This is a genomic window from Aeromonas sp. ASNIH7 (assembly GCF_002903485.1).
Taxonomy (GTDB): Bacteria; Pseudomonadota; Gammaproteobacteria; order Enterobacterales; family Aeromonadaceae; genus Aeromonas; species Aeromonas caviae.
On sequence record NZ_CP026226.1, the window covers coordinates 4,202,431 to 4,225,320 of the forward strand.

The window sequence follows — 22,890 nt, forward strand, 5'->3', positions numbered from 1 at the left end:
TTTAAGCATGTTTTTATATGGCTGCGACTTGATTGACTCAACGAGCAGCACTGCGTGGATACATGGATTGATAGAACCGTTGGAGACATTCGCATGAACAAAATCGTTAAAGGCATGATCGCGATGGGGTTCGCCCTTGGTATGGCAAATTCTGCTTTCTCGGCCGAAGCGCTGAAGCTGGGCTACCTGGTCAAGCAGCCCGAGGAGCCCTGGTTCCAGACCGAGTGGAACTTCGCCGACAAGGCGGGCAAGGAACTGGGCTTCGAGGTGATCAAGATAGCCGTCCCCGACGGGGAGAAGACCCTCAATGCCATCGACAGTCTGGCGGCGAATGGCGCCAAGGGCTTCGTCATCTGTACCCCTGATCCCAAACTCGGTGCCGCCATCATGGCCAAGGCCAACAGCATGGATCTGAAGGTCATCACGGTGGATGACCAGTTCGTCAACGCCAAGGGCCAGCCCATGGAGCAAGTGCCCCTGGTGATGATGGCCGCCACCAAGATTGGCGAGCGTCAGGGTCAGGAGCTCTACAAGGAGATGCAAAAGCGCCAGTGGGACGTAAAGGCGACCGGGGTGCTCGCCATCACCGCCGACGAGCTCGACACCGCCCGTCGCCGGGTCGAGGGCTCCCTGGGCGCGCTCAAGGCCGCCGGTTTCCCCGAGGGCCAGATCTTCCGCGCGCCCACCAAGAGCAACGACATTCCGGGGGCGCTGGATGCCGCCAACTCCATGCTGGTGCAACACCCCGAGGTCAAGAACTGGCTCATCGTCGGCATGAATGACAACACCGTGCTCGGCGGCGTGCGCGCTACCGAAGGGCAGGGCTTCAAGGCGGAGAACGTCATCGGCATCGGTATCAACGGGGTGGATGCGGTGAACGAGCTCTCCAAGTCCAGCGCCACCGGCTTCCTCGGCTCCCTGCTGCCCAGCCCGGACGTACACGGCTACAAGAGCATCCAGATGCTCCATGACTGGGTCGTCAACGGCGCCGAGCCTGCCAAGTTCACCGAGGTGACCGACGTGGTACTCATCACCCGCGACAACTTCAAGGCCGAGCTGCAAAAGAAAGGGCTGTGATCCCCATCCCTTGATACCCATGCCGGCATGGCGGAGTGCGCCGTGCCGGCTGGCTGGAGTCATCTCATGAATCAAGTTCCATATCTGGAGTTTTGCGGCATCAGCAAGGAGTTTCCCGGCGTCAAGGCGCTGCAGAACGTCTCCTTCGCCTGCCAGCAGGGCACGGTACACGCGCTGATGGGAGAGAACGGGGCCGGCAAGTCCACCCTGCTCAAGATCCTGAGCGGTTTTCAGGCGCCCACCCGCGGGGTGGTGAAGCTGGCGGGTCAGGAGAAAGTGTTCCAAAACACGGTCGATGCCCTTGAGAGCGGGATCGCCATCATCTATCAGGAGCTGCACCTGGTCCCTGAAATGAGCGTGGCGGAGAACATCTACCTGGGGCAGTTGCCGACCCGGCGCGGCGTCATCGATCGGGAGAAGCTCTATCAGGATGCAGCCAGGCAGCTGGCACGCCTCGGGATGGATGTCTCCCCCGAGACGCCGCTCAAGTACCTGTCCCTGGGTCAGTGGCAGATGGTGGAGATCGCCAAGGCCCTGACCCGGGACGCCAGCGTCATCGCCTTCGACGAGCCGACCAGCAGCCTCTCGTCCCGCGAGATTGAGCAGCTGTTTCGGGTCATCCGCCAGTTGCGGGACGAGGGCAAGGTCATTCTCTACGTCTCCCACCGCATGGACGAGATCTTCGCCCTGTGCGATGCCATCACGGTGTTCAAGGATGGCCAGTTCGTGCGCACCTTCGCTTCCATGGCCGAGGTGGACCGGGATCTGCTGGTCAAGACCATGGTGGGGCGCGAACTGACCGACATCTATGGTTACAGCCCAAGGCCGCTTGGCGAGGCGGGCCTCAAGGTGGAGCACCTGATGGGACCCGGCCTCAAGGCGCCGGTGTCGCTCGAGGTAAAGAGAGGGGAGATCCTCGGCATCTTCGGGCTGGTGGGGGCCGGGCGCAGCGAGCTGATGAAGCTTATCTTCGGCGCCGAGACACCTCGGGGGGGCGAGATATCGGTGTTTGGCAAACAGGTGGTCATTCAGAGCCCCATCGATGCCATTCGCAGCGGCATCATGCTCTGCACCGAAGACAGGAAGGCGCTCGGCATCATCCCCATCCATTCGGTGCAGGAGAACATCAACATCAGCGCCCGCCGCCACCACGCGTGGGGAGGCTTCTGGATCAACCAGAAGTGGGAGGACGAGAACGCGAGGCTGCGGATCCGCGACATGCGGGTCAAGACCCCGTCTCCCCAGCAGGCCATCATGAACCTCTCCGGCGGCAACCAGCAGAAGGCCATTCTGGGACGCTGGCTGTCGGAAGACATGAAAGTGATCCTGCTCGACGAGCCGACCCGAGGCATCGACGTCGGGGCAAAGAACGAGATTTACAACGTGATTTACGATCTGGCCAAGGTGGGCATCGCCGTGGTGGTGGTCTCGAGCGAGCTGCCGGAGGTGCTGGGCATCGCGGATCGGATCCTGGTCATGCGGGAGGGGGAGATCGCCGGCGAGCTTTCCCACGACGAGGCCAACGAGGTCAAGGCGCTCAATCTGGCCATGCCGGCCCGTTGATCTGCTGACCGCAACGAGATAGCACCCGGAATTTTCAGGAGAAATACCATGACAACAACGACCTCGGTCGGCCAAGCCGCCAACGACACCGCGGCGAGCGGTACCCGCCTGCAACTGACCCGCATCTGGGATCAGTACGGCATGCTGGTGATCTTCGCCATCCTGTTCCTGCTCGCCTGCGTGCTGGTCCCCAACTTCGCCAGCCTGATCAACATGCGGGGGCTCGGGCTTGCCGTCTCCATGTCGGGCATGGTGGCCTGCGGCATGCTGTTCTGCCTCGCCTCCGGCGAGTTCGACATGTCGGTGGGCTCCGTGGTGGCCTGCTCCGGGGTTGCCTGCGCGGTGGGCATCAACGCCACCGAGAGCATCCCCCTCGGCATTCTGGCCGGTCTCTCGGTGGGCCTTGTCTTTGGCCTCATCAACGGCATCGTCGTGGCCAAATTCAAGATCAACGCCCTCATCACCACCCTTGCCACCATGCAGATGGCGCGCGGGGTGGGCTACATCATCTCCGACGGCAAGGCGGTGGGCATCGTGGAGGAGGGCTTCTTCGAGCTTGGCAACTCCGCCCTGCTTGGCATCCCGACGCCCATCTGGCTGACGGCTGTCTGCTTCGTGTTGTTCGGTCTGCTGCTCAACAAGACCACCTTCGGGCGCAATACCCTGGCCATGGGGGGCAACGAGGAGGCGGCGCGTCTGGCCGGGGTCAACGTGGTGCGCACCAAGATCATCATCTTCACCATGACCGGGCTCATCGCCTCGCTCGCCGGCATCATCCTCGCATCCCGCATGACCTCGGGTCAGCCCATGACCTCCATCGGCTTCGAGCTGGTGGTGATCTCCGCCTGCGTGCTGGGTGGGGTCTCCATGAAGGGGGGGATCGGCAAGATATCCTATATCATCGCCGGGGTGCTGATCCTGGGGCTGATGGAGAACGCCATGAACCTGCTCAACATCTCCCCGTTTGCCCAGTACGTGGTGCGTGGCCTCATCCTGCTCGCCGCCGTGCTGTTCGACCGCTACAAGCAGGTGCGCAAAGCCCGTATCTGAGCGATGTCTTTCCTCGTCACCGGGCCGGCCTCGCGCCGGCCCGGTGTTTTCCCCGGCAAGCTGTGAGCCAGTTCAACAATTTCACAACGAACAGCTTGCGAACATAGGGGGTTCCTACGCCGGATCTCTACAATGGCCCATGTCGACTTTTTTACCGAAACCCTGTTTTCCGCCATGTCCTCGATGCAAAAAGAGAAGCCGAAACAACTCAATCCCCTGCTGCCTGGCTACGCCTTCGACGTCTTCCTGGTCTCGGGGATGACTCCCATCGAGCAGGGGAGCGCGCTGGATTTCACCATCGACAGGCCCCACGGCATGAAGGGGTTCATCGTCAATCTGACCATCAAGGGCAAGGGGCAGATCTTTCAGGGGGACAAGGCCTTCACCGTGGAACCCGGCGACCTGCTGCTCTTTCCACCAGCGGCGGTGCACCATTACGGCCGGGCGCCGGATGCCCGGGAGTGGTATCACCGCTGGGTCTATTTCCGGCCGCGGGCCTATTGGACTGACTGGCTCAAGTGGCCCCAGGTGACGGAGCAGGTGGGGCGACTGCAACTGGCGGACAACCAGCTGCTCACCGAATTCGACGCCCTCTTCCTCGACATCGAGGAGACCCACAAGCAGCTGCGGCCCATGTCGGAGCAACTGGCCATGAACCTCTTGGAGCGGTTGCTCATCCGCTGCTACGAGGCATCGTCCCAGAATGCCTATCCCGCCATCGATCACCGGGTCCACGAGGCGTGCCAGATCCTGAGCGAGTCCCTCTCGGCCGAGATCTCGGTGGAAGCGCTGGCGGAGCAGGTATTCTTGTCTCCCTCGCGCCTCGCGCACCTGTTTCGCGAGCAGGTGGGGGTGAGCATAGTGCGCTGGCGCGAGGATCAGCGCATCATGCGGGCCAAGCTGCTGCTGCAGACCACGCCGCTGTCGGTCGCCACCATAGGCCAGCAGGTGGGCTATGACGATCAGCTCTACTTCTCGCGGGTGTTCCGAAAGCGGGTAGGGGTCAGCCCCACCGAGTACCGCAAGTGCGCCACCCCGCTGTGAGCAGAGCCCAGAGATGACAAAGCCCTCATGACGAGGGCTTTTGTTATCCATGAGGGGCGGATGCGCAATCAGCCCTGACGAGCCTTGAACCTGGGATTGCTCTTGCAGATGACGAACAACTTGCCGCGCCGACGCACGATCTGGCAGTCCGGGTGACGCGACTTGGCGGATTTCAGGGAGGCGAGGACTTTCATTGTTTCTCTTTTCCTTTGCTGAAGAACTGACCGAATCGCTGGCCGAAGCGAGCGACCTGACCTTCCTTGCCGACCTGCTTCTGTTTGCCGGTATAGAAGGGGTGGGACGCGCTGGAGACATCCAGCGTCACATAGGGGTAGGTGTTGCCATCTTCCCACTCTCTGGTGCGATCGGTGGCCAGCGTGGAGCCGATCAGAAAGTAGGTATTGCTGGCGAGATCGCGGAACAGAACCTTGCGGTATTCAGGGTGAATATGGGGGCGCATGATTGCCTCTTTTGTTATGTTATAACAAGAGATGGATAATGCGATGGATGAGAATCAATATCAACTGTTTTTTCCATGATGACAGCGATGGGGGAAAATCGGGGCCGTTCGGCTGCACATCGTCAGCGAGAAGGTGTGAGCGGTGAGGGCCTATGTGCAGCCACCATCTTTACTTTTTAAAAATACTGTATAAAAATACAGTAAACTATCATGGAGACGTACCTTATGCGCCTGGAAATCATCATCGACAGAAAACACCAGATCCCCACCTCGACCATGGAGGCCTTGCGCCAGGAGCTGCTCAAGCAACTGGGTGAGCGCTTTCCCGATCTGCATGTGCGGGTGGCACCGGGTAGTGCCATGGCTCTGACGGTCAGTCGCGCCAGCAAGGAAGACAAGGAGCTGGCCGAAGCCATGGTGCAGGAGGTGTGGGAAAACGCCGATAGCTGGATGCCGGAAGAAGAGGCTCTGGAGGCCTGAAGATAAGCTCTCAGCGGCAAACATCGTCGTGATCCACCAGGGCGCGAGGAGGAACCTCCAGTCGGGTGATGATCCCTGTACCGGCTTTGCCGAACCGCTCTTCAAAACACGCAGCCATGGGCTGCGTGTTGCGTTGATGGGGTAAGCGCATGACCATGAAGGCGAAAGGCGAAAGGCGAAAGGCGAAAGGCGAAAGGCGAAAGGCGAAAGAGTAATGTTTCTGGCTGCGCTCAGAGTCCCGCCCAACGCTTGAGGCTGTCGACTTGCACTCGTTGGGTGGCCTGTGCGATGTCGCCATTGGCACGCAGTGCCTTGAGGGCGGTGGGGAGCGCCGTGCGTACCTCGTCCGCCGTCATGCCCGGTTGCAATGCCGGGTGGTAGGCAAGCTTGAGCAACACGTAATCGAGCCCGGTCAGAAAGCTGTCGATGCTGCTGTCATTGAAGATGGAGGGGAACACCTTGTCCGAGTCGTTGGGCAGCCCCATCACCTGGCTCAGCTCTTCCACCACGCAATCCAGAAAACGGCCCTTTGCCCGGCTGTAATCCACCGGAATGATGATGGTGGCACGGGTGATCTCGTAGCGAGCGTTGGTGGCGAAATTGGCCAGGCAGATCCCCTCCTTGAGGGCGATGCGCACCGACTCGTCCTGGCGCATGGTGCGTGCAGCCCAGCTCGCCATCTGTTTGTGCCGGGTCATGATGAGGGTGAGATTGGGGTTGTCGCTGACAATCTCGATGGGGTGACCGGTGATCCTGCTCAGGTGACGGGTCTGTACCTTGACGACCTCGGCCTGTAGCGGCTTGTCGCCGAATTCGTTGACGAGCTTGAGACGCACGGGGCCCGGCCAGCGGGAGAAGTGCTCCTGTTGTTCATGGCCATACTCCCGTTTCATGGCGATTTCCATGAAGCTCTGGACAAGGTAGTCATCACGTTGCCAGCGTTCGGTGGCCGACAGCGGCAGGGAGAAGAGCCAGAGCATCAGCCCCGGGAGCAACCAGTGCCCATGGCGAACGGGCTGGACAGGTGTGTGCCATGGGCGCATCTTGCCTCCTTGCAAGGGGATCAGCGGGCGGTACGCTCGATATCACGCCAGGTGAGCCAGAGCCTGAGATCGAACTCCAGTTGATGATAGTCCGGTTCCATGTGCTGGCAGAGCTGGTAGAAAGCCTTGTTGTGATCCTTCTCCTTCAGGTGGGCCAGCTCATGCACCACTATCATCTTGAGAAAGGCGGGATGGGCCTCCTTGAACAGGGCGGCGATGCGGATCTCGTTCTTGGCCTTGAGCTTGCTGCCCTGCACCCGGCTGACATAGGTGTGCAGTCCCAGGGCATCCTTGATCACGTTGATCTTGCCGTCGAAGATCACCTTGGAAAGCGGCGCGGAGCTTTTCAGGTAGCGGTTCTTCAGCTCCATGGTATAGGCGAGCAGCGCCTTGTCGCTCTGGACGAGGTGGGTTTGCGGGTAGCGCTTGGCCAGCATCTCGCCGAGTTTGCCCGCCGCAATCAACTGCTGTACCTGAGCCTTGAGTGGCTCCGGATAGCCCCCCAGATAAGTCAGCTCCGCCATGATTCTTCCCTCTGCCGCAAAAAAGAGCGCCATTGTAGTCAGGATGGGGCCCCTTGAACATGGTCGGCCCCCCTCTTTATGACGACAACGAAAAGGGGCCACCACCAGGATGGCCCCTTCTGTGTGCCTGATTAGCGGCGCCGGTACAGGCCCGGGTCCACCTCTTCATACTGGGCTGCCAGATACTGGTAGAAGGCAAGGTGGGAGGGGGAGGTCGGAGTCTTGAGCTCCTGTGCCACCCGCTCCGGTTTGGCGATGATGAATTTGGGTTGTTGGCGCTGGATGTCAGCCAGCACCCGCTCGCGCACATCGTAGGGCGGGTTGACGTTGGCAAAGAACAGATAGGCGGAGGCCGGCTGGCGATCGGTCCAGAGGTAGTATTGCGGCTGGATGCCATCGACCCAGATCTTGTCGGTGGGCGCCGTCTCGGCCAGGATACGATCGACCCTGACCTGGGCGGGGGGATTGAACGGCCTGCCCTTGAGATTGCCTTCCCAGGCGTTGTTGACCAGCAGCGCCAGCATGGCCAGCGAGGCGAGCCAGGGGGTGGCGCTTCGCACGTCCCAGGCGCGCCAGAGCGGGACCAGAATGAGCACGGGCAAGGCCCACAGCAGGCTGTTGCCGAGCACCTCGCGCACCCGCTCCAGAGACCACTCCTTGGTGCTCCAGCCATAGCCGAGCTGCTGGGCCAGCAACCAGCTGGCGGTCAGCACCACCAGGGAGATGCAAAGTAGCCCCAGGGCATCGGATCGCTGCTCGCTTCTGTCCAGCAGGCAGGCGAGCGGCAGCAGGCCAAGCTGCAGATAGAGCACGTCATAGTGATCGAACACATGGCCGGAGACCGAGTTGGCGATCAGGGTGAACAGCACCCCCAGCAGGGTGGCGCACAGCGCGGGGAGATACCACTCCTGGCGGCGCCCGAGCATCAGCACGAGGAAGGCGGGCAGCAGCATGATGAGGCCGGTGCGCAGCAGACCGACGGCGCCCACCTCAGGAGAGAAGCCGTTGCCGTAGCTCCCTTCAAAGAAGATGCCGAAGGCGTAGTATTTGAACTCGGCCAGCACGTCGTGGTGCTGGAAGTAGGCATAGAGCGGGCCGCCGACGAGGGCCAGTCCAAGCAGGCTGGAAAAGAGCAGGGCAAAGGCGCAGCGCCACTGCTCGCGCAGGCACCAGTGACAGAAGAGCACCAGATACCAGGCACCCCAGAAGGCGCCGTTGTTGGTGCGCATCCAGGCCACGATGGCGAAGGTGAGTGCGGCGACCAGGGCCGGTCCCCAGCTGAATCGCTTGTCCAGCAGCATGGTGATGAAAGCCCACTGGGCGATGAGGGCCAGATGGAATGTCCAGTCCTCTGTCATGTTGCCGTAGTAGTAGCGAGTGCTGTAGAGCGCCAGCAGGGCCAGCATGCTGCCAAGTCGCGCCCGCACCGAGAGCCCGAGCTGCGAAAAAGCCTGCCAGCTCGCCATGAGGCCCAGCCAGCAGAGCACCCACTCCAGCAGCCAGATCCCGAAGAAGCCACCAAGGCCATAGCCCAGTGCATCGAGGGCGAAGATCATGGGACCCTTGATGTCGATCATGTCCCGATAGAGTACGCCCCCCTCGCTCCACATCTTGCCCATCACCGCAAACAGGGAGGCATCAAATCCCGGGGCCATGCCGTGGAACAGCGGATTGCGCAGACAGAACAGCAGAGCCATCAGGGCGGTGAGCAAGATGACCGACGGCCTGATCCCGGGATTGTGGCGGTGCGGGGTAAAGCGGATGGCATGATTCATGGGTGACCTGTTCCTGCGGGAAAGACTGAAAAAGCGGGCTTATCTTGCCGAGCCGGGCTGCACGATGCAATGGAAGAAGTGTAGGCACCTGAAATAATTCGTAAAAGTATCGTTTTCACGCCTCTGGCTGCACTGGCAGGCCCCATCACAAGACAGGGCTGGCGCAGTCGGGCGTCACAGCCTGAGGTTGCATGGTAGGGGGCCTGCGCCTGGGAGCGGATCAGGATTCCCCTATGCGGGGGAAAGGCGGCACCGACCCGGGATGGGCCGGTGCCAGATTCACTGGCCGTGATACTCCACCAAGGCCGGCAGGGGGCTGAGTTCCGGCAGGTGGCGTGCCCAGCGCAGGAAGGCATCCGCCAGGGTGATGCCGAGCTCCTGATTGTGCTGGGTCAGGGTGCGGGCAAGGGCCGTGTAGCCCTCCTTGCCGGAGGCGGTATAGGCACTGGAGACCCCGCGATAGATGGCATCCGGCTCGACGTGCTGCCACTGACCCGGGCTGGCTTCCCATTCCAGGCGAGTGATCCTCTCCCCTTTGGGTCTGTCGGCCTGATAGCAGAAGCGCACCCCGGCGGTATAGGGGAAGCTGCCGCTGCCATTGCCCGTCCCCCCGTTGTTGGTGGCGTTGTCGATGGCCCCCTCCAGCGCTTCGGCCAGTTCATGGCCGTGCACCCGGTAGAGGGTGAGGGGAATGGCAAAGGGCAGCAGGCGTCCGGCAACGTCTGCTTCGGTCAGGGGGCCGGGCTCGAGGGAGCAGCGTACGCCCCCGGCATTGTGCAGGGCAAAGTCCACCTGACCCACCTGTTCGCGGGCACTGGCCAGCATGGCACTCGCTACCAGGGGGGCGACCTGGCTGCCGGCGGGCAGGCTGTCATCGGGCAGGCGCTGGTGATGGAGCGGATCAGCGAGCCGGGTCACCACGCGCCGGGTCATGGTTTCGAGCTCGGGGCGATAGCGTCTGGCCAGATGCTGCTCGAGCTCGGGGGCCGGTTCGCAGAAGTGCAGCCCCGCAGGAGGCGGGGAAGCAAAGGGCCAGGGATCCCAGGGTAACCACTCCAGCTGGCCGCGGCTTTGGCACACGCGTCCCTGCTCGTCGAAGGTGAGTTCGCACACCCCGAGACAGAGGGCGCTGTGGGCGGCGTGCAGGATGGCCACCCCGTTCACCATGAGGGGATAGCTGCCTTCGCTGTCGAGCCCGAGCGGCGCCAGATCCCCCAGCAGGCTGTGGGTGTGTCCGCCGACGATGAGGCTGAGCTCGGGGAAGCGGGTCGCCAGTCGCTTGTCCTGCGCCAGACCCAGGTGGCTGAGCAGGATAATGTGCTGGATGCCGGCGGCCTTGATCTCGCCGAGGGCACGGCTCAAGGTCTCTTCGATACCGTGGAAACGGGTGTGGGGATCGGGGCTCGCGATGGCGGCCATCTGCGGCAGCGTGATGCCGAGCAGGGCGAAGGGCACGTCGTCGATGACGCGCTTGTGCCAGGGGCGGCTTGCGTCAAACAGCTGCGGCAGTCCCTGCAGCCGCAGCGGGGCATCGGCGGGCTCCTGACGGTTGTCGATGTTGGCGGCGAGCACCGGGAAATCGAGCTGGCGCAAAAACTCCACCAGCGGCCCGTTGCCCAGATCGAATTCGTGGTTGCCGATCACCATGGCATCCGGTCGCAAGAGGGCCAGCAGGTCCGCATTGGCCCGCCCTTTGAAGCGATTGAAGTAAAGTGACCCCTGGAAGGTATCGCCGCCATGCAGCAGCAGGCAGGTCTGGCCGGCTGCCTCGGCCTGTTGGCGCAGGGCGGTGAGCCGGGTCAGGATGCGGCCATAGCCGCCGCACTGGGTGCGCCATTCGGACTCGCCATCGGGGGAGAAGCGCATGGGGGCGCCATCGAAATGGGAGTGGCAGTCGCTGAAGTGGGCAAGTTGAACCGTCATACTCAAGGCTCGGTCCTCCTTAGGAAAAAAGAGCACCGAGTCTACTGCATGGGGTGGGGGGGATACCAGCCCGGCGGCAGCCGGGCCGGTAAAGAGTCAGGCGGGAACCATGATCTGGGTGGCGAGGATCACTACCAGCAGGCCGACGGCCACCGGCAGCGAGGTACGTTTGACCACCTCGAACGGAGAGAGATTGCCCATCCCCGCACAGGCGACCACCACCCCGGAGACCGGCGAGATGGTGCGGCCGAGGTTGGATGCCTGCAGCATGGGGATCACCAGATAGGCCGGGTTGACGCCGAGGCTGGTGGCCAAATGGGGGATGAGCTCAACGAAGGCGTAGAAGGGGGCGTTGCCGGAACCCGTGGTGAAGGCCGCCAGGGTGGTGATGACCACCAGCACCAGCATGATGACGATGCCGCCGGTACCGAAGCTCTGGGCCAGATCCAGGAGGTTGGCGATGAAACCAAGCCCCATCAGACCCTGGGCAAAGACCCCGGCACCCACCAGCAGCATCACCACGCCGGCGAAGGCGTCGGCCATGTTGCGCCAGCACACCTGCAGCCCGTCCAGCAGCTCGCGGCCGTTGCGCTTGCGCACCAGCTCCAGCAGGGCGGCCAGCACCAGGCAGATGACGATGATGGTGACGATATCGAGCTTGGGCCCCAGTTTGCCGTCAAACAGCAGCACACCGATGATGGGGGTGAAGGGGAGGATGGCGTAGAAGCCGGGGGCGTCGGTGACGAGATCGCTCGGGGCGACCGCGGCGTTGTGCTCCCCGGCCTTCTGATCCAGATAACGCTGCCAGAAGAAGTGGGTCACCGCCATGGCGGCGATGGCCACCAGGGAAATGGGCAGGGTCAGCTTGAAGGCAAACTCGATGAGCTCCATGTTCGCGGCCTGGGCGGCCATCACCACGTCCCCCGAGGTGGGGGAGAGGATGATGGCGGCCGGCGAGGCGCACACCGCCGCCGCCGCGCCACGGGAGATCCCCATGTTGACCATCAGCGGGAAGAGGGTGGCCATCAGCAGAACCCCGAGGCCGGTTGCGGAGCTCACCGCCAGCGACATGGCGCAGGCGACCAGATAGGCGGCCACCAGCAGGATGTAGGGGGACTTGATGACACCGAGGGGTTTGCTCGCGAGCTTCACCAGTATGGTGTTGGCGCCGATGTGGCTCATGTAGCCGGCAAAGCCGCACAGCACCATGATGAGCATGCCGAGGCCACCCCCCCTGTCGACCAGCAGGAAGCGCACGTATTCGAAGATGTCGGTGGCCATGTGGCCGGTGGAGGGGACGCTCGCCGGCAGCACCGCCTTGCCCATCAGGGCGGTGATCGCCAGCAGCAGCAGGCCGCCGCTGAGCAGTACCCCGGTGGCGGAGTAGCCCTTGAAGATGTAGCGACCCACGGCCAGGGTGACCAGGGTGCCGATCAGGAGTTCTATCATAAAACCTTCCCAAGAGTTGAAATGAGGGGGTGGCCTGCCAGGGCTCACCAGAGGGTTGCGCTGGACTATCCGGCATCGGCCAACAAAAACACTACGGATATTACCCACTAAGGAGTATTTCACCATCCATTCGATGGCAGCTTGTGATCTCGACTGCAAATCCCCGCCTGAGCCGGGGTGATGACTCGCACGTTTGCAGCAACCGGGTGCCAAGAGCGGATGACAGGGGGCTGGATCAGGGGTAATCTCCCAATCGGGTTATTAATGCATTGATTATTAATTGAAATTAAGCCGGGACTCACAAGGAGCAAAGCCGCGGACAGATGGGACTCTTCAGCAAGACAGGGGTGACGGTGGCCCTCATTTATGCCGCCTCAATCGGTGCTGTACCTTCCCACTATGCCGGTGTGAAGGTCGCCCCCGATATCAAGGTCGACTTCCAGTTCTATCGGGTCTCCGGGGCCGATGTGGGGGCCGTGATGCGCCAGATCACCGCCTTGTCGCCCACCCAGGCGGACGGGCACATCGGCAAGGCCAGTTATCAGCTCTCCTGGCAGTTGCAGACGAAGGCGACGGCGGCGCGCTGCGAGCTGGAGCAGGCCAGCGTCCGTGCCCGCATCCAGGTCAGGGTGCCCAACTGGATGGACAAGGCCCGTGCGCCCGCGAAGGAGCGCCAGAAGTGGGACAAGCTGGTGGCCGCCATGTTTGATTACGAGAGCCGTCACAAGGATATCCTGCTGGAGAGCGTGAGCCAGCTTGGCACGCGCCTCGCCCAGTTGCCGGTGACCCGGGATTGCCCAACCCTGGAGCATCAGGGCTGGCAGGCAGGGCAGGCGGTGCTGGAGGCCACCCGGGCGCGGTTCGACACCCTGGCCAGCCAGACCGATCAGGGGCGCAAGCTGGGGGTCGTCTGGCCCAGGGCTGGCTGATGACACGTGTACAGGCCCATGGACGCTCATGGGAAACATAAAAAAACGGGCTGATTGAGCCCGTTTTTTGTTGGTGTGTCCAATGGCGTGGAGGCGGGCAGCCCCGGCTCCTGGGTGGCTAGTCGCGCAGTGGCTTGCCCCTGCGCAGCCTTCGCACCCAGTAGCGGGCGGGATGGAGCGCCTCCAGCAGATCGGCGGCCAGCGGCAGGGGCTCGCCGCAGATCTCGCTGGCGACCAGCTCGCCGCACAGGGGCGCCGAGCAGAGCCCCCGGGAGCCGAGCGCCCCCAGCACGTAGAGGCCGGCGTGCAGGGGCAGTGCGCTCTGCTGATCCGCGGGGGCGTTGACGTCATGATCCGCCAGCGCCGCCAACCGGGCGACGGGCCCGGCGACCGGCAGGTGATCCCGGCTGGCGCAGCGCACCCCGACGCGGGCCTGAGCACCGCTCACATCCACCTCGGCAGGCCAGCGCTGCTGGGGTACACAGGCTTGCAGCCGCGCCCTGTTCTGCTCCTGCTCGTCGGTGCGGTAGGCAAGGTCGGTCTGGTTGCGGCCATAGCTGGCCCCGATGCAGTGCGCGCCGTTGTGGGCCGGGGTGAGGTAGCCATCGTAGCAGAGCACGGTCTTGAGCTGGCTCAAGCCAGCCGTGGTCGGCACATGGCTCACCTGGCCGCGCACCGGATAGAGCGGCAGCTCGGCAAAGGGGAGAAGGGCTGGCAGCTGATGCCCGGCTGCCACCACCAGATTGGGGGCACGCCACTGGCGGCCATCCCGGCTCTCCACTCGCCAACCACCGTCCTGCTCGGCAATGTGGGTCGCAGCGGCATTGAACACCACTTCCAGCCGCCCGCTGGCCTGCGCCTCCCTGATGGCGGCGCGGGTGAGATCCGCCGGACAGAGCCAGCCCCCCAGGGGATAGCTCACACCATCCGCATCGCAGGGCAGGCCGACCACCTGCTCAACCTCCGCTGCCGAGAGTGGGTGCATCAGCTCGGGGGGGAAGGGGCCCTGACTCATCTTGGCAAGCTTGGCGGCGGATTTGTCGTCGTAGCCGAGTTGGGTGACGCCACACAGGGAGAAGGCGACGGGGTGGTGCTTTGCCAGGGCCAGCAGCCGGTTTCTGGCAAAGCCAAAGGCCAGCGAATAGAAGCGCGACAGGGCATCGTGCTCGCCGTTGAGCAGGGGGTAGAGCGCCCCTTGTCGATTGCCGGAGGCGCCGCTGGCCGGTTCGCCATCTTCGCACAGCAAGGTGACGTGCCGACCCCGCTCCACCAGAGAGAGCGCCGTCATGGCGGAAGCGATGCCGCCACCGATGATGAGCACCTCTCCCTCCCGCCCTGCGGGGCGGGCATACCAGGGGGCGATGCTCTGCTGCGGCACTTTGCCTTCCCGAACACCCGCCAGCATCTCCCGCTTGCTGCCATGGCCCTTCACCTTCTTCATGGCAAAGCCGGCGGCAATCAGCCCCCGTCGCACGAAACCGGCGCAGGTAAAGGTCGAGAGGGTGGCATCGGGGCGGGCGAGGCGAGCGAGATCGTCGAAGAGATCTTGGGTCCACATCTCTGGGTTCTTGGCAGGGGAGAAACCGTCCAGATACCAGGCGTCCACCAGACCGGTTGCCGGATGGGGCACCTGGGGCAGCATCTCCTTGATGTCGCCAAACCAGAGATCGAGGCGGATGCGGCCATCGGCAAAGAGCAGGCGATGGCAGCCGGAGACCGGCAACGGCCACTGGTCGATGAGAGGCTGGCTCAAGGGGGCAAGCTCGGGCCAGGCGGCCAGGGCCTTGCGCAGATCGGCCTGGGTAAGGGGGTATTTCTCGACGCTGATGAAGTGCAGCCGGGATCCGTTGCCGGACAGGGGGGCCTGTTCCAGAAAGGCGGCCATTGTGGCCAGAAAGTTAAGTCCTGTACCGAAACCTGTTTCACCAATCACGAAACTGTCACTATCGTGGTGCGAAAATCGCTCTGGCAGTCGATTTTGCTGCAAAAAGACGTAGCGGGTTTCACTTAGACCGTTATCATTGGAAAAGTACACATCCCCGAACTCACTGGAGACTGGAGTTCCCGCTTCGTTCCAGTCCAATCGGGCATGATGTAAGGATGTTTGACTCACGTTTTCCTCGGCTCGCGTCACAAAATCGCGGGCATTCTACGTGAAAGCAGACCAGTTTGGCAGCCGAAAGCGGGTAGACTCGGTGCCAGTTTTTCCAGACGAGATGAATTAATGAGAAGAGCAGTGATCACCGGTATCGGCGTCATCTCCAGTATCGGCAACAACAAGGAAGAGGTGCTGGCCTCCCTGAAAGCAGGCAAATCCGGCATCACCTATTCCGAGCAGTTCGAGCAGTACAACCTGCGCAGCCGTGTCTGGGGTAACATCAAACTCGATCCGTCTGAACTGATCGACCGTAAAGTCATGCGTTTCATGGGTGACGCCGCGGCCTACGCCTACCTCTCCATGCAGCAGGCCATCGAAGATGCCGGCCTGCCGGAAGAGATGGTCTCCAACGAGCGTACCGGCATCGTGACCGGTTCCGGCGGCGCCTCCGGCAAGAACACCTCCGAGTCTGCCGATATCGCCCGTGAAAAGGGCGTCAAGCGGGTGGGTCCCTACATGGTGCCGCGTACCATGTCCTCCACCACCTCCGCCTGTCTTGCTACCCCATTCAAGATCAAGGGTGTCAACTACACCATCAGCTCCGCCTGTGCGACCTCTGCCCACTGCATCGGTCATGCCTTGGAACTGATCCAGCTTGGCAAGCAGGACATCATCTTTGCCGGTGGCGGCGAGGAGCTGGACTGGTCTTCCACCATCCAGTTCGACGCCATGGGCGCGCTCTCCACCAAGTACAACGACAACCCGGAAAAAGCGTCCCGCACCTATGATGCGGACCGCGACGGCTTCGTCATCTCCGGTGGCGGCGGCATCCTGGTGGTCGAGGAGCTGGAACACGCCCTGGCCCGTGGTGCCCACATCTACGCCGAAATCACCGGTTACGGTGCGACCTCCGACGGCTACGACATGGTGGCCCCGAGCGGTGAAGGCGCCGTGCGTTGCATGAAGATGGCGATGCAGGGGGTCGGCAAGGTGGATTACATCAACACCCACGGTACCTCCACTCCGGTCGGTGACACCAAGGAGCTGGAAGCCATTCAGACCCTGTTTGGCAGCAATGCACCCAAGCTCTCCGCCACCAAGGCGATGACCGGCCATGCTCTGGGCGCCGCCGGCGTGCACGAGGCCGTCTACTCCCTGCTGATGATGGAACACGGCTTCATCGCCCCCAGCATCAACATCGAGAATCTGGACGAGAAAGCCGTGGGCCTGCCCATCGTGCGTGAATACGAAGCGGCCGACCTCAATACCGTCATGTCCAACAGCTTCGGCTTTGGCGGTACCAACGCCTCTCTGGTGTTCAGCAAGTTCAAGGCTTGATCTCCCCGTGGGGAGCACAACGCGAAATAGAAAAAGGCGCCGAAAGGCGCCTTTTTTATTGAACTCTTTTTATTGAATTCTGCTGATGGTTCCCGGTTTGGGACCGCTGTCTGCCAGGGGCAACCGCATATAGACAGCCCCGTCACCATACTCCACCAGCGATTTGCCGGTGTCGGCGGGCACAAACCCCTGCTTGCGCCAGAAGGCGGGGGCATCCTGAACCGCCACCAGGCCTGCATGGCGATATCCAGCATGGCTCGCGAAAGCGAGCGCCCTTGCCAGCAGCCGCTGTCCGACACCCAGGCCGCGTGCCTTGCTCGAGACAGCGAGATCGTGCAGATAGAACTCGTCGTGACCGGCCAGCGCCTTCATCGGCACCGAGAGGGGCGGGGGCTGGTGGGCACGCCAGGGGTGGCAGAGCAGGTAACCCAGCACCTTGCCCTGACGCTCGGCCACCCAGCAGGAGGCGGGGGCCAGCTCGGTTTTGTTCTGCATCACCTCGAGGGGCTCTGGTTCGAACTGGTGATAACACTCGTGCTGGATGGCCATGATGGCGGGCCAGTCTGGCGTGCGGATGGTGCGGATCGTGATCATGATGCGGGTCGGGTCCGTACTCAAACCGTGGCAAAAAGGGGTGACAGCATACCCCAGAGAGCACACAAACGAAACCGGGTCACCTGTCAGCGACTCGTCAGCGAACCGGTTCCTTGCTCACGACCTTGACCAGCTGGTAGCGCAAGGAAGGGGCATCGGCCGGCACATCGGCAAGTTGCTCCTTGGTCACTTCCAGCTGGTAGCGGTAGCCCGGCTCGAAGGTGAAGCCTTCGATCTGCTGATAGAAGAGGCTCCAGCTCTCGCCTGGCTGACTACGTACCTGCATGCACTTCATGGGGGCGACGCCGACGCAGTCTGCCAGTTTGTCCTGGATATAGAGGGTTTCGGTGGTCGGGGCGCTCTGGCAGGCGCTGAGCAGGAGGGCGGAGCTGAGGAGCAGGGGAGATTTCATGATGAGTGTCCTTGGCGTAAAAGGGCGCGATTAAACCTGCAAAAGAAAAGGCGGTCAATGACCGCCTTTGTAACAAACCATGACAGATCGGGCTCAGCGCTGGTCGAGGGGCACGAATTCGCGCAGGGGCTGACCGGTGTAGAGCTGACGGGGACGGCCGATCTTCTGATCCGGGTCCGAATGCATCTCGTTCCAGTGGGCAATCCAGCCGATGGTACGGGAGATGGCGAAGATCACGGTGAACATGGACATGGGGATGCCGATGGCCTTCATGATGATGCCGGAGTAGAAGTCCACGTTCGGGTAGAGCTTCTTCTCGATGAAGTAGGGGTCGGACAGCGCGATGCGTTCCAGCTCCATGGCCACGTCCAGCAGCGGATCCTTGATCTGCAGCTCGGTAAGCACCTCGTGGCAGGTTTCACGCATCACGGTGGCACGGGGATCGTGGTTCTTGTAGACCCGGTGACCGAAGCCCATCAGACGGAACGGATCGTTCTTGTCCTTGGCGCGGCCGATGTACTCGGGGATGCGATCCACGGAGCCAATCTCTTCGAGCATCTTGAGGCAGGCTTCGTTGGCACCACCGTGGGCCGGGCCCCACAGGGAGGCGATCCCCGCGGCGATACAGGCAAACGGGTTGGCACCGGAAGAACCGGCCAGACGCACGGTGGAGGTGGAGGCGTTTTGCTCATGGTCCGCATGCAGGGTGAAAATGCGGTCCATGGCGCGCTCGACGATGGGGTTGACCTTGTACTCTTCGGTCGGCACGCCAAACATCATGTGCAGGAAGTTGCCTGCATAGGAGAGGGCGTTGCGCGGCTGCATGAAGGGCTGACCGATGGAGTACTTGTAACACATGGCGGCCAGGGTCGGCATCTTGGAGAGCAGACGGAAGGCACAGATCTCGCGATGCTCCTCGTTGTTGATGTCGAGGGCGTCGTGATAGAAAGCGGACAGCGCGCTGACCACGCCGCACATGACGGCCATGGGGTGGGCGTCGCGGCGGAAGCCGCGGAAGAAGAAGGCGATCTGCTCGTGCACCATGGTGTGGCGGGTGACCAGACGTTCAAATTCCGCATATTGGGTCTTGGTGGGGGCCTCGCCGTACAGCAGGATGTAGCAGACTTCGAGGTAGCTGGCCTGGGTGGCCAACTGGGCGATGGGGTAACCGCGGTGCAGCAAGACACCCTGGTCGCCATCGATGTAGGTGATAGATGATTTGCAAGAACCGGTGGCCATGAAACCGGGGTCGAAGGTGAAATATCCTTGCGTGCCCAGCTTTCTGACATCGATCACATCGGGTCCAACGGTACCGGAGAGGATCGGCAATTCAACCGGCTCTTTTCCGGGCAGATGTAGGGTGGCTATCTTATCAGCCATAGCACGTCTCCTTTGCTCTTTTATAATTTGGTTCCAGCCCTACTTTATTACGACTGTTATGACGCTGGCAAAGGTTCTTACCCGTACCACGGCGGCTGGAGCGCCTTATTTGAACCAGAGAACCATGTCTTTGTCAATTTTGCTGGATGATCATTAATGACTTGTTAAAGCTGTTGTGAGATCTGGTTTACGGTTTTGGATTTTCTGTGTAGCTATTTGATTGTCATTGGTTAAGGCCGCCGATATACTGCGCCACGTGGGTGATGGTCGTCGGTGTTTGAAACGCTTTCGCAAAGCCAGATGTGATATCGAAAATGTTATTTTTGGCTTTCCTGAGTTGTTTTGGTAACAAAAACCTAACAAATGCCACTCCTCGCCCTCAAAGCGTGTGAAAACAATAACTAACGTGCTCAATGGAGCTGAGTGGGCAAAGCCGTGAAAAACAAACAGAGACCTGTAAACCTCGACCTACAGACGATCAGCTTTCCTGTCACCGCCATCGCTTCCATCTTGCATCGTGTCTCAGGGGTCATCACCTTTGTGGCATTGGCCATCTTGCTGTGGATGCTTGGTACTTCACTCGCCTCTCCCGAAGGATTTGAATCGGTCGTTGCCATCATGGACAACTTCCTGGTCAAGTTCGTGCTGTGGGGGATCCTGACCGCGCTGGCTTACCACATCGTGGGCGGTCTGCGGCACCTGGTCATGGACATGGGCTATTGGGAAGAGCTGGAATCCGGTAATCAGAGTGCCCGTGTGGCCTTCGTGATCACCGCGGTTTTGGCGGTATTGGCGGGGGTGCTGGTATGGTAACCAATTCTGCAACTTTCGGGCGCAGCGGTGTTCATGATTACATCCTGATCCGCGCCACCGCCCTCATCATGACGTGCTACGTCCTCTATCTGGTTGGCTTTGTCGCGTTCAACGACATCACCTACGAGGTGTGGACCGGCTTCTTCTCCAACACCTTCACCAAGGTCTTCACCCTGCTGACGCTCGTATGCGTCTTGATCCACGCCTGGATCGGTCTGTGGCAGGTGCTGACCGACTATATCAAGCCGGTCGGACTGCGCGGTGCGCTGCAGTTTGTGCTGGTGGTGGTGCTGTTTGTCTATGTGATGACTGGTTTCGTCGTGCTGTGGGGTGTGTAAGGTGACTATTCCAACTCGTGAATTTGATGCGGTCGTGATCGGTGCCGGTGGCGCCGGTATGCGCGCCGCGCTGCAGATTGCCCAGTCCGGCAAGAGCTGCGCCCTGTTATCCAAGGTTTTCCCGACCCGTTCCCACACGGTCTCCGCCCAGGGCGGGATCACGGTCGCCCTGGGCAATGCCCACGACGACAACTGGCAGTGGCACATGTATGACACCGTCAAGGGCTCCGATTATATCGGTGATCAGGAAGCCATCGAGTACATGTGCAAGACCGGCCCCGAGGCCATCTATGAGCTGGAGAACATGGGCTTGCCTTTCTCCCGCTTTGACAACGGTACCGTCTACCAGCGTCCGTTCGGCGGTCAGTCCAAAAACTTCGGCGGCGAGCAGGCTGCCCGCACCGCGGCGGCAGCCGACCGTACCGGTCACGCCCTGCTGCACACCCTGTATCAACAAAACGTCAAGAACAAGACCACCGTCTTCTCCGAGTGGTATGCCCTGGATCTGGTGAAGAACCAGGATGGCCATATCGTCGGCTGTACCGCCATCGACATGGAGAGCGGCGAGGTCGTCTACTTCAAGGCCAAGGCCACCGTGCTCGCCACCGGCGGCGCCGGTCGCATCTACCAGTCCACCACCAACGCCCACATCAACACCGGTGACGGCGTCGGCATGGCGCTGCGTGCCGGGGTCGGCGTGCAGGACATGGAGTTCTGGCAGTTCCACCCCACCGGTATCGCCGGGGCAGGGGTACTGGTCACCGAAGGTTGCCGTGGTGAAGGCGGCTACCTGCTGAACAAGGACGGCGAGCGCTTCATGGAGCGTTATGCACCAAACGCCAAGGATCTGGCCGGTCGCGACGTGGTGGCCCGTTCCATCATGATCGAGATCCGCGAAGGCCGTGGCTGTGACGGTCCCTGGGGCCCGCACATCAAGCTCAAGCTGGATCATCTGGGCAAAGAGGTGCTGGAATCCCGCCTGCCGGGCATCTGCGAGCTCTCTCGCACCTTCGCCCACGTGGATCCGGTCAAAGAGCCCATCCCCATCATCCCGACCTGCCACTACATGATGGGCGGCGTGCCGACCAGCGTGAACGGCCAGTGCCTGACCCAGGACAAGGATGGCAACGACGTGCCGGTGGTCGGTCTGTTCGCGGTGGGCGAGATCGCCTGCGTCTCCGTGCACGGTGCCAACCGTCTGGGCGGCAACTCCCTGCTGGATCTGGTGGTGTTCGGTCGTGCTGCCGGCATGCACCTGGTGGAGACCCTTGGTTCGATGGAGCACGGTGTGGAAGCCACCGACGCCGACATCGCCAAGGCGCTGGAGCGCTTCAACCGCTGGGAAAACAACCGTGACGGGGAAGACCCGGCACAGATCCGCAAGGACCTGCAGCGCTGCATGCAGAACAACTTCTCCGTGTTCCGGGAAGGGGATGCCATGGCAGAAGGGCTGGCCGAGCTGAAACTCATCCGCGAGCGTCTCAAGAACGCCCGTCTGGACGACACCTCCAAGGAGTTCAATACCCAGCGCATCGAGTGCCTGGAGCTGGACAACCTGATGGAGACCGCCTATGCCACCGCGGTGGCGGCGAACTTCCGTACCGAGAGTCGTGGCGCCCACAGCCGCTTCGACTTCCCGGAGCGTGACGATGAGAGCTGGCTGTGCCACAGCCTCTATCATCCGGACACCGAGTCCATGACCCGTCGCGCTGTCAACATGTCACCCAAGACCCGTGAGGCGTTCCCGCCCAAGGTCCGGACTTACTGATTGCGGAGCCAAGCACAATGAACGTCACATTCTCTGTCTACAGATACAATCCGGACGTTGATAACGTCCCGTATATGAAGGATTATCGTCTTGATATTCCTGAAGGTTCCGACATGATGGTACTCGACGCACTGATCCAGCTCAAGGAGCTGGATCCCACGCTCGCCTTCCGCCGCTCCTGCCGCGAAGGGGTCTGTGGATCTGACGGTCTCAACATGAATGGCAAGAACGGTCTGGCCTGCATCACGCCGCTCTCCGATCTCTTGAAGAAGGGCAGCAAGGTCGTCATTCGACCCTTGCCCGGTCTGCCGGTGATCCGGGATCTGGTGATCGACATGACCCAGTTCTACACCCAGTGGGAGAAGGTCAAACCCTTCCTCATCAACGACGAAAAACTGCCGCCCGTGCGTGAGCACCTGCAATCCCCCGAAGAGCGCGCCAAGCTGGATGGCCTGTACGAGTGCATACTCTGTGCCTGCTGCTCCACCTCTTGCCCCTCCTTCTGGTGGAACCCGGACAAGTTCATCGGTCCGGCCGGCCTGCTCGCCGCCTATCGCTGGCTGGCGGACAGCCGCGACACTGCGGCCAGTGAGCGACTGGGCAACCTGGATGACGCCTTCAGCGTGTTCCGCTGCCACGGCATCATGAACTGCGTGAACGTCTGTCCCAAGGGCTTGAACCCGACCAAGGCCATCGGTCAGATCAAGTCGATGTTGCTCAACCGAGCCGTGTAGTATCGGGGCCAGGGCGCCTTGCGCCGGGCCCGACCTCTGGATAGCCATCCCGCCCCGGGATGGCTATGACCCTACAAGCTGCAGTGCAGCGAACAAGA

The 22,890-nt window shown here is 61.8% G+C and carries 22 protein-coding genes; 11 read left to right on the forward strand and 11 right to left on the reverse strand.

All coding sequences use genetic code 11. From position 1 onward, the window contains the following. Positions 1-93 precede the first annotated feature (93 nt). The 4 genes from C2U47_RS19725 to araC all read left to right on the forward strand — a co-directional run bounded on the left by C2U47_RS19725 (position 94) and on the right by araC (position 4,734). Positions 94-1,077, forward strand: coding sequence for an arabinose ABC transporter substrate-binding protein (locus tag C2U47_RS19725; RefSeq protein WP_010674475.1), 984 nt, complete (start codon positions 94-96; stop codon positions 1,075-1,077). A gap of 66 nt (positions 1,078-1,143) precedes the next feature. Further along, positions 1,144-2,640: an L-arabinose ABC transporter ATP-binding protein AraG gene (gene araG, locus C2U47_RS19730; protein WP_010674476.1), complete on the forward strand. Its 1,497-nt coding sequence runs from the start codon at positions 1,144-1,146 to the stop codon at positions 2,638-2,640. A 48-nt stretch (positions 2,641-2,688) separates the two neighbouring features. After that, the gene (gene araH, locus C2U47_RS19735) at positions 2,689-3,690 is read left to right on the forward strand and encodes an L-arabinose ABC transporter permease AraH (protein ID WP_010674477.1); all 1,002 of its coding nucleotides are present in this window, start codon (positions 2,689-2,691) and stop codon (positions 3,688-3,690) included. Between the two features lie 132 nt (positions 3,691-3,822). Continuing rightward, positions 3,823-4,734 carry an arabinose operon transcriptional regulator AraC gene (araC, locus tag C2U47_RS19740; RefSeq protein ID WP_010674478.1) on the forward strand — a complete coding sequence of 304 codons (912 nt, stop codon included), beginning with the start codon at positions 3,823-3,825 and terminating at the stop codon, positions 4,732-4,734. Positions 4,735-4,802: 68 nt separating this feature from the next. Here araC and ykgO read toward each other — a convergent pair whose 3' ends face one another. Next, entirely contained in the window at positions 4,803-4,928 is a 126-nt protein-coding gene (gene ykgO / locus C2U47_RS19745) for a type B 50S ribosomal protein L36 (protein ID WP_010674479.1), read from the reverse strand. Continuing rightward, complete coding sequence (locus tag C2U47_RS19750; RefSeq protein WP_010674480.1) at positions 4,925-5,194, reverse strand: type B 50S ribosomal protein L31; 270 nt, start codon at positions 5,192-5,194, stop codon at positions 4,925-4,927. The genes ykgO and C2U47_RS19750 overlap by 4 nt, the downstream gene beginning before the upstream one ends. Positions 5,195-5,419: 225 nt before the next feature. Between C2U47_RS19750 and C2U47_RS19755 the strand changes: the two genes are divergently transcribed. After that, complete coding sequence (locus C2U47_RS19755) at positions 5,420-5,674, forward strand: DinI family protein (RefSeq protein WP_010674481.1); 255 nt, start codon at positions 5,420-5,422, stop codon at positions 5,672-5,674. Positions 5,675-5,904: 230 nt separating this feature from the next. Here the strand turns inward: C2U47_RS19755 and C2U47_RS19760 are convergent, their stop codons facing one another. The 5 genes from C2U47_RS19760 to dcuC form a co-directional block, all read right to left on the reverse strand. Continuing rightward, a complete protein-coding gene (locus C2U47_RS19760; RefSeq protein WP_010674482.1) occupies positions 5,905-6,654 on the reverse strand; it encodes a DUF2927 domain-containing protein in 750 nt (249 codons plus the stop codon). Between the two features lie 83 nt (positions 6,655-6,737). After that, positions 6,738-7,241 carry a M48 family metallopeptidase gene (locus tag C2U47_RS19765; protein ID WP_010674483.1) on the reverse strand — a complete coding sequence of 168 codons (504 nt, stop codon included), beginning with the start codon at positions 7,239-7,241 and terminating at the stop codon, positions 6,738-6,740. A gap of 131 nt (positions 7,242-7,372) precedes the next feature. Then, positions 7,373-9,016: a hypothetical protein gene (locus C2U47_RS19770; RefSeq protein ID WP_043154071.1), complete on the reverse strand. Its 1,644-nt coding sequence runs from the start codon at positions 9,014-9,016 to the stop codon at positions 7,373-7,375. A 279-nt stretch (positions 9,017-9,295) separates the two neighbouring features. Further along, on the reverse strand, positions 9,296-10,945 hold the full coding sequence (locus C2U47_RS19775; RefSeq protein ID WP_029314413.1) for a bifunctional metallophosphatase/5'-nucleotidase: 1,650 nt from the start codon (positions 10,943-10,945) through the stop codon (positions 9,296-9,298). Between the two features lie 90 nt (positions 10,946-11,035). Continuing rightward, complete coding sequence (gene dcuC, locus C2U47_RS19780) at positions 11,036-12,388, reverse strand: anaerobic C4-dicarboxylate transporter DcuC (RefSeq protein ID WP_010674486.1); 1,353 nt, start codon at positions 12,386-12,388, stop codon at positions 11,036-11,038. 323 nt (positions 12,389-12,711) lie between these two features. Between dcuC and C2U47_RS19785 the strand changes: the two genes are divergently transcribed. Further along, positions 12,712-13,317 carry a DUF922 domain-containing protein gene (locus C2U47_RS19785; protein ID WP_010674487.1) on the forward strand — a complete coding sequence of 202 codons (606 nt, stop codon included), beginning with the start codon at positions 12,712-12,714 and terminating at the stop codon, positions 13,315-13,317. A gap of 118 nt (positions 13,318-13,435) precedes the next feature. Here the strand turns inward: C2U47_RS19785 and mnmC are convergent, their stop codons facing one another. Beyond that, entirely contained in the window at positions 13,436-15,451 is a 2,016-nt protein-coding gene (gene mnmC, locus C2U47_RS19790) for a bifunctional tRNA (5-methylaminomethyl-2-thiouridine)(34)-methyltransferase MnmD/FAD-dependent 5-carboxymethylaminomethyl-2-thiouridine(34) oxidoreductase MnmC (RefSeq protein WP_174217469.1), read from the reverse strand. 90 nt (positions 15,452-15,541) lie between these two features. On the opposite strand from mnmC, the gene fabB reads away from it, so the two are divergent. Next, positions 15,542-16,753: a beta-ketoacyl-ACP synthase I gene (gene fabB, locus C2U47_RS19795; RefSeq protein ID WP_029314417.1), complete on the forward strand. Its 1,212-nt coding sequence runs from the start codon at positions 15,542-15,544 to the stop codon at positions 16,751-16,753. Between the two features lie 69 nt (positions 16,754-16,822). On the opposite strand, the gene C2U47_RS19800 is transcribed toward fabB, so the two are convergent. From C2U47_RS19800 to C2U47_RS19810, 3 genes are all read right to left on the reverse strand, one after another. After that, positions 16,823-17,347 (reverse strand): GNAT family N-acetyltransferase, encoded by a 525-nt coding sequence (locus C2U47_RS19800; protein WP_010674490.1) that lies wholly within the window; start codon positions 17,345-17,347, stop codon positions 16,823-16,825. 97 nt (positions 17,348-17,444) lie between these two features. Beyond that, complete coding sequence (locus C2U47_RS19805; RefSeq protein ID WP_010674491.1) at positions 17,445-17,759, reverse strand: DUF4377 domain-containing protein; 315 nt, start codon at positions 17,757-17,759, stop codon at positions 17,445-17,447. A 93-nt stretch (positions 17,760-17,852) separates the two neighbouring features. After that, positions 17,853-19,139 carry a citrate synthase gene (locus C2U47_RS19810; protein WP_010674492.1) on the reverse strand — a complete coding sequence of 429 codons (1,287 nt, stop codon included), beginning with the start codon at positions 19,137-19,139 and terminating at the stop codon, positions 17,853-17,855. A gap of 423 nt (positions 19,140-19,562) precedes the next feature. Between C2U47_RS19810 and sdhC the strand changes: the two genes are divergently transcribed. Genes sdhC through C2U47_RS19830 form a run of 4 tightly spaced genes read left to right on the forward strand, consistent with a single transcriptional unit; the run spans position 19,563 to position 22,792 of the window. Continuing rightward, positions 19,563-19,952 carry a succinate dehydrogenase cytochrome b556 subunit gene (gene sdhC / locus C2U47_RS19815; RefSeq protein WP_029314418.1) on the forward strand — a complete coding sequence of 130 codons (390 nt, stop codon included), beginning with the start codon at positions 19,563-19,565 and terminating at the stop codon, positions 19,950-19,952. Then, entirely contained in the window at positions 19,946-20,290 is a 345-nt protein-coding gene (gene sdhD, locus C2U47_RS19820) for a succinate dehydrogenase, hydrophobic membrane anchor protein (RefSeq protein WP_010674495.1), read from the forward strand. Before sdhC ends, sdhD begins: the two co-directional genes overlap by 7 nt. A gap of 1 nt (position 20,291) precedes the next feature. Further along, positions 20,292-22,058 carry a succinate dehydrogenase flavoprotein subunit gene (gene sdhA, locus C2U47_RS19825; RefSeq protein ID WP_029314421.1) on the forward strand — a complete coding sequence of 589 codons (1,767 nt, stop codon included), beginning with the start codon at positions 20,292-20,294 and terminating at the stop codon, positions 22,056-22,058. A gap of 17 nt (positions 22,059-22,075) precedes the next feature. Beyond that, complete coding sequence (locus tag C2U47_RS19830) at positions 22,076-22,792, forward strand: succinate dehydrogenase iron-sulfur subunit (protein ID WP_010674497.1); 717 nt, start codon at positions 22,076-22,078, stop codon at positions 22,790-22,792. The last annotated feature ends 98 nt before the right edge of the window (positions 22,793-22,890 follow it).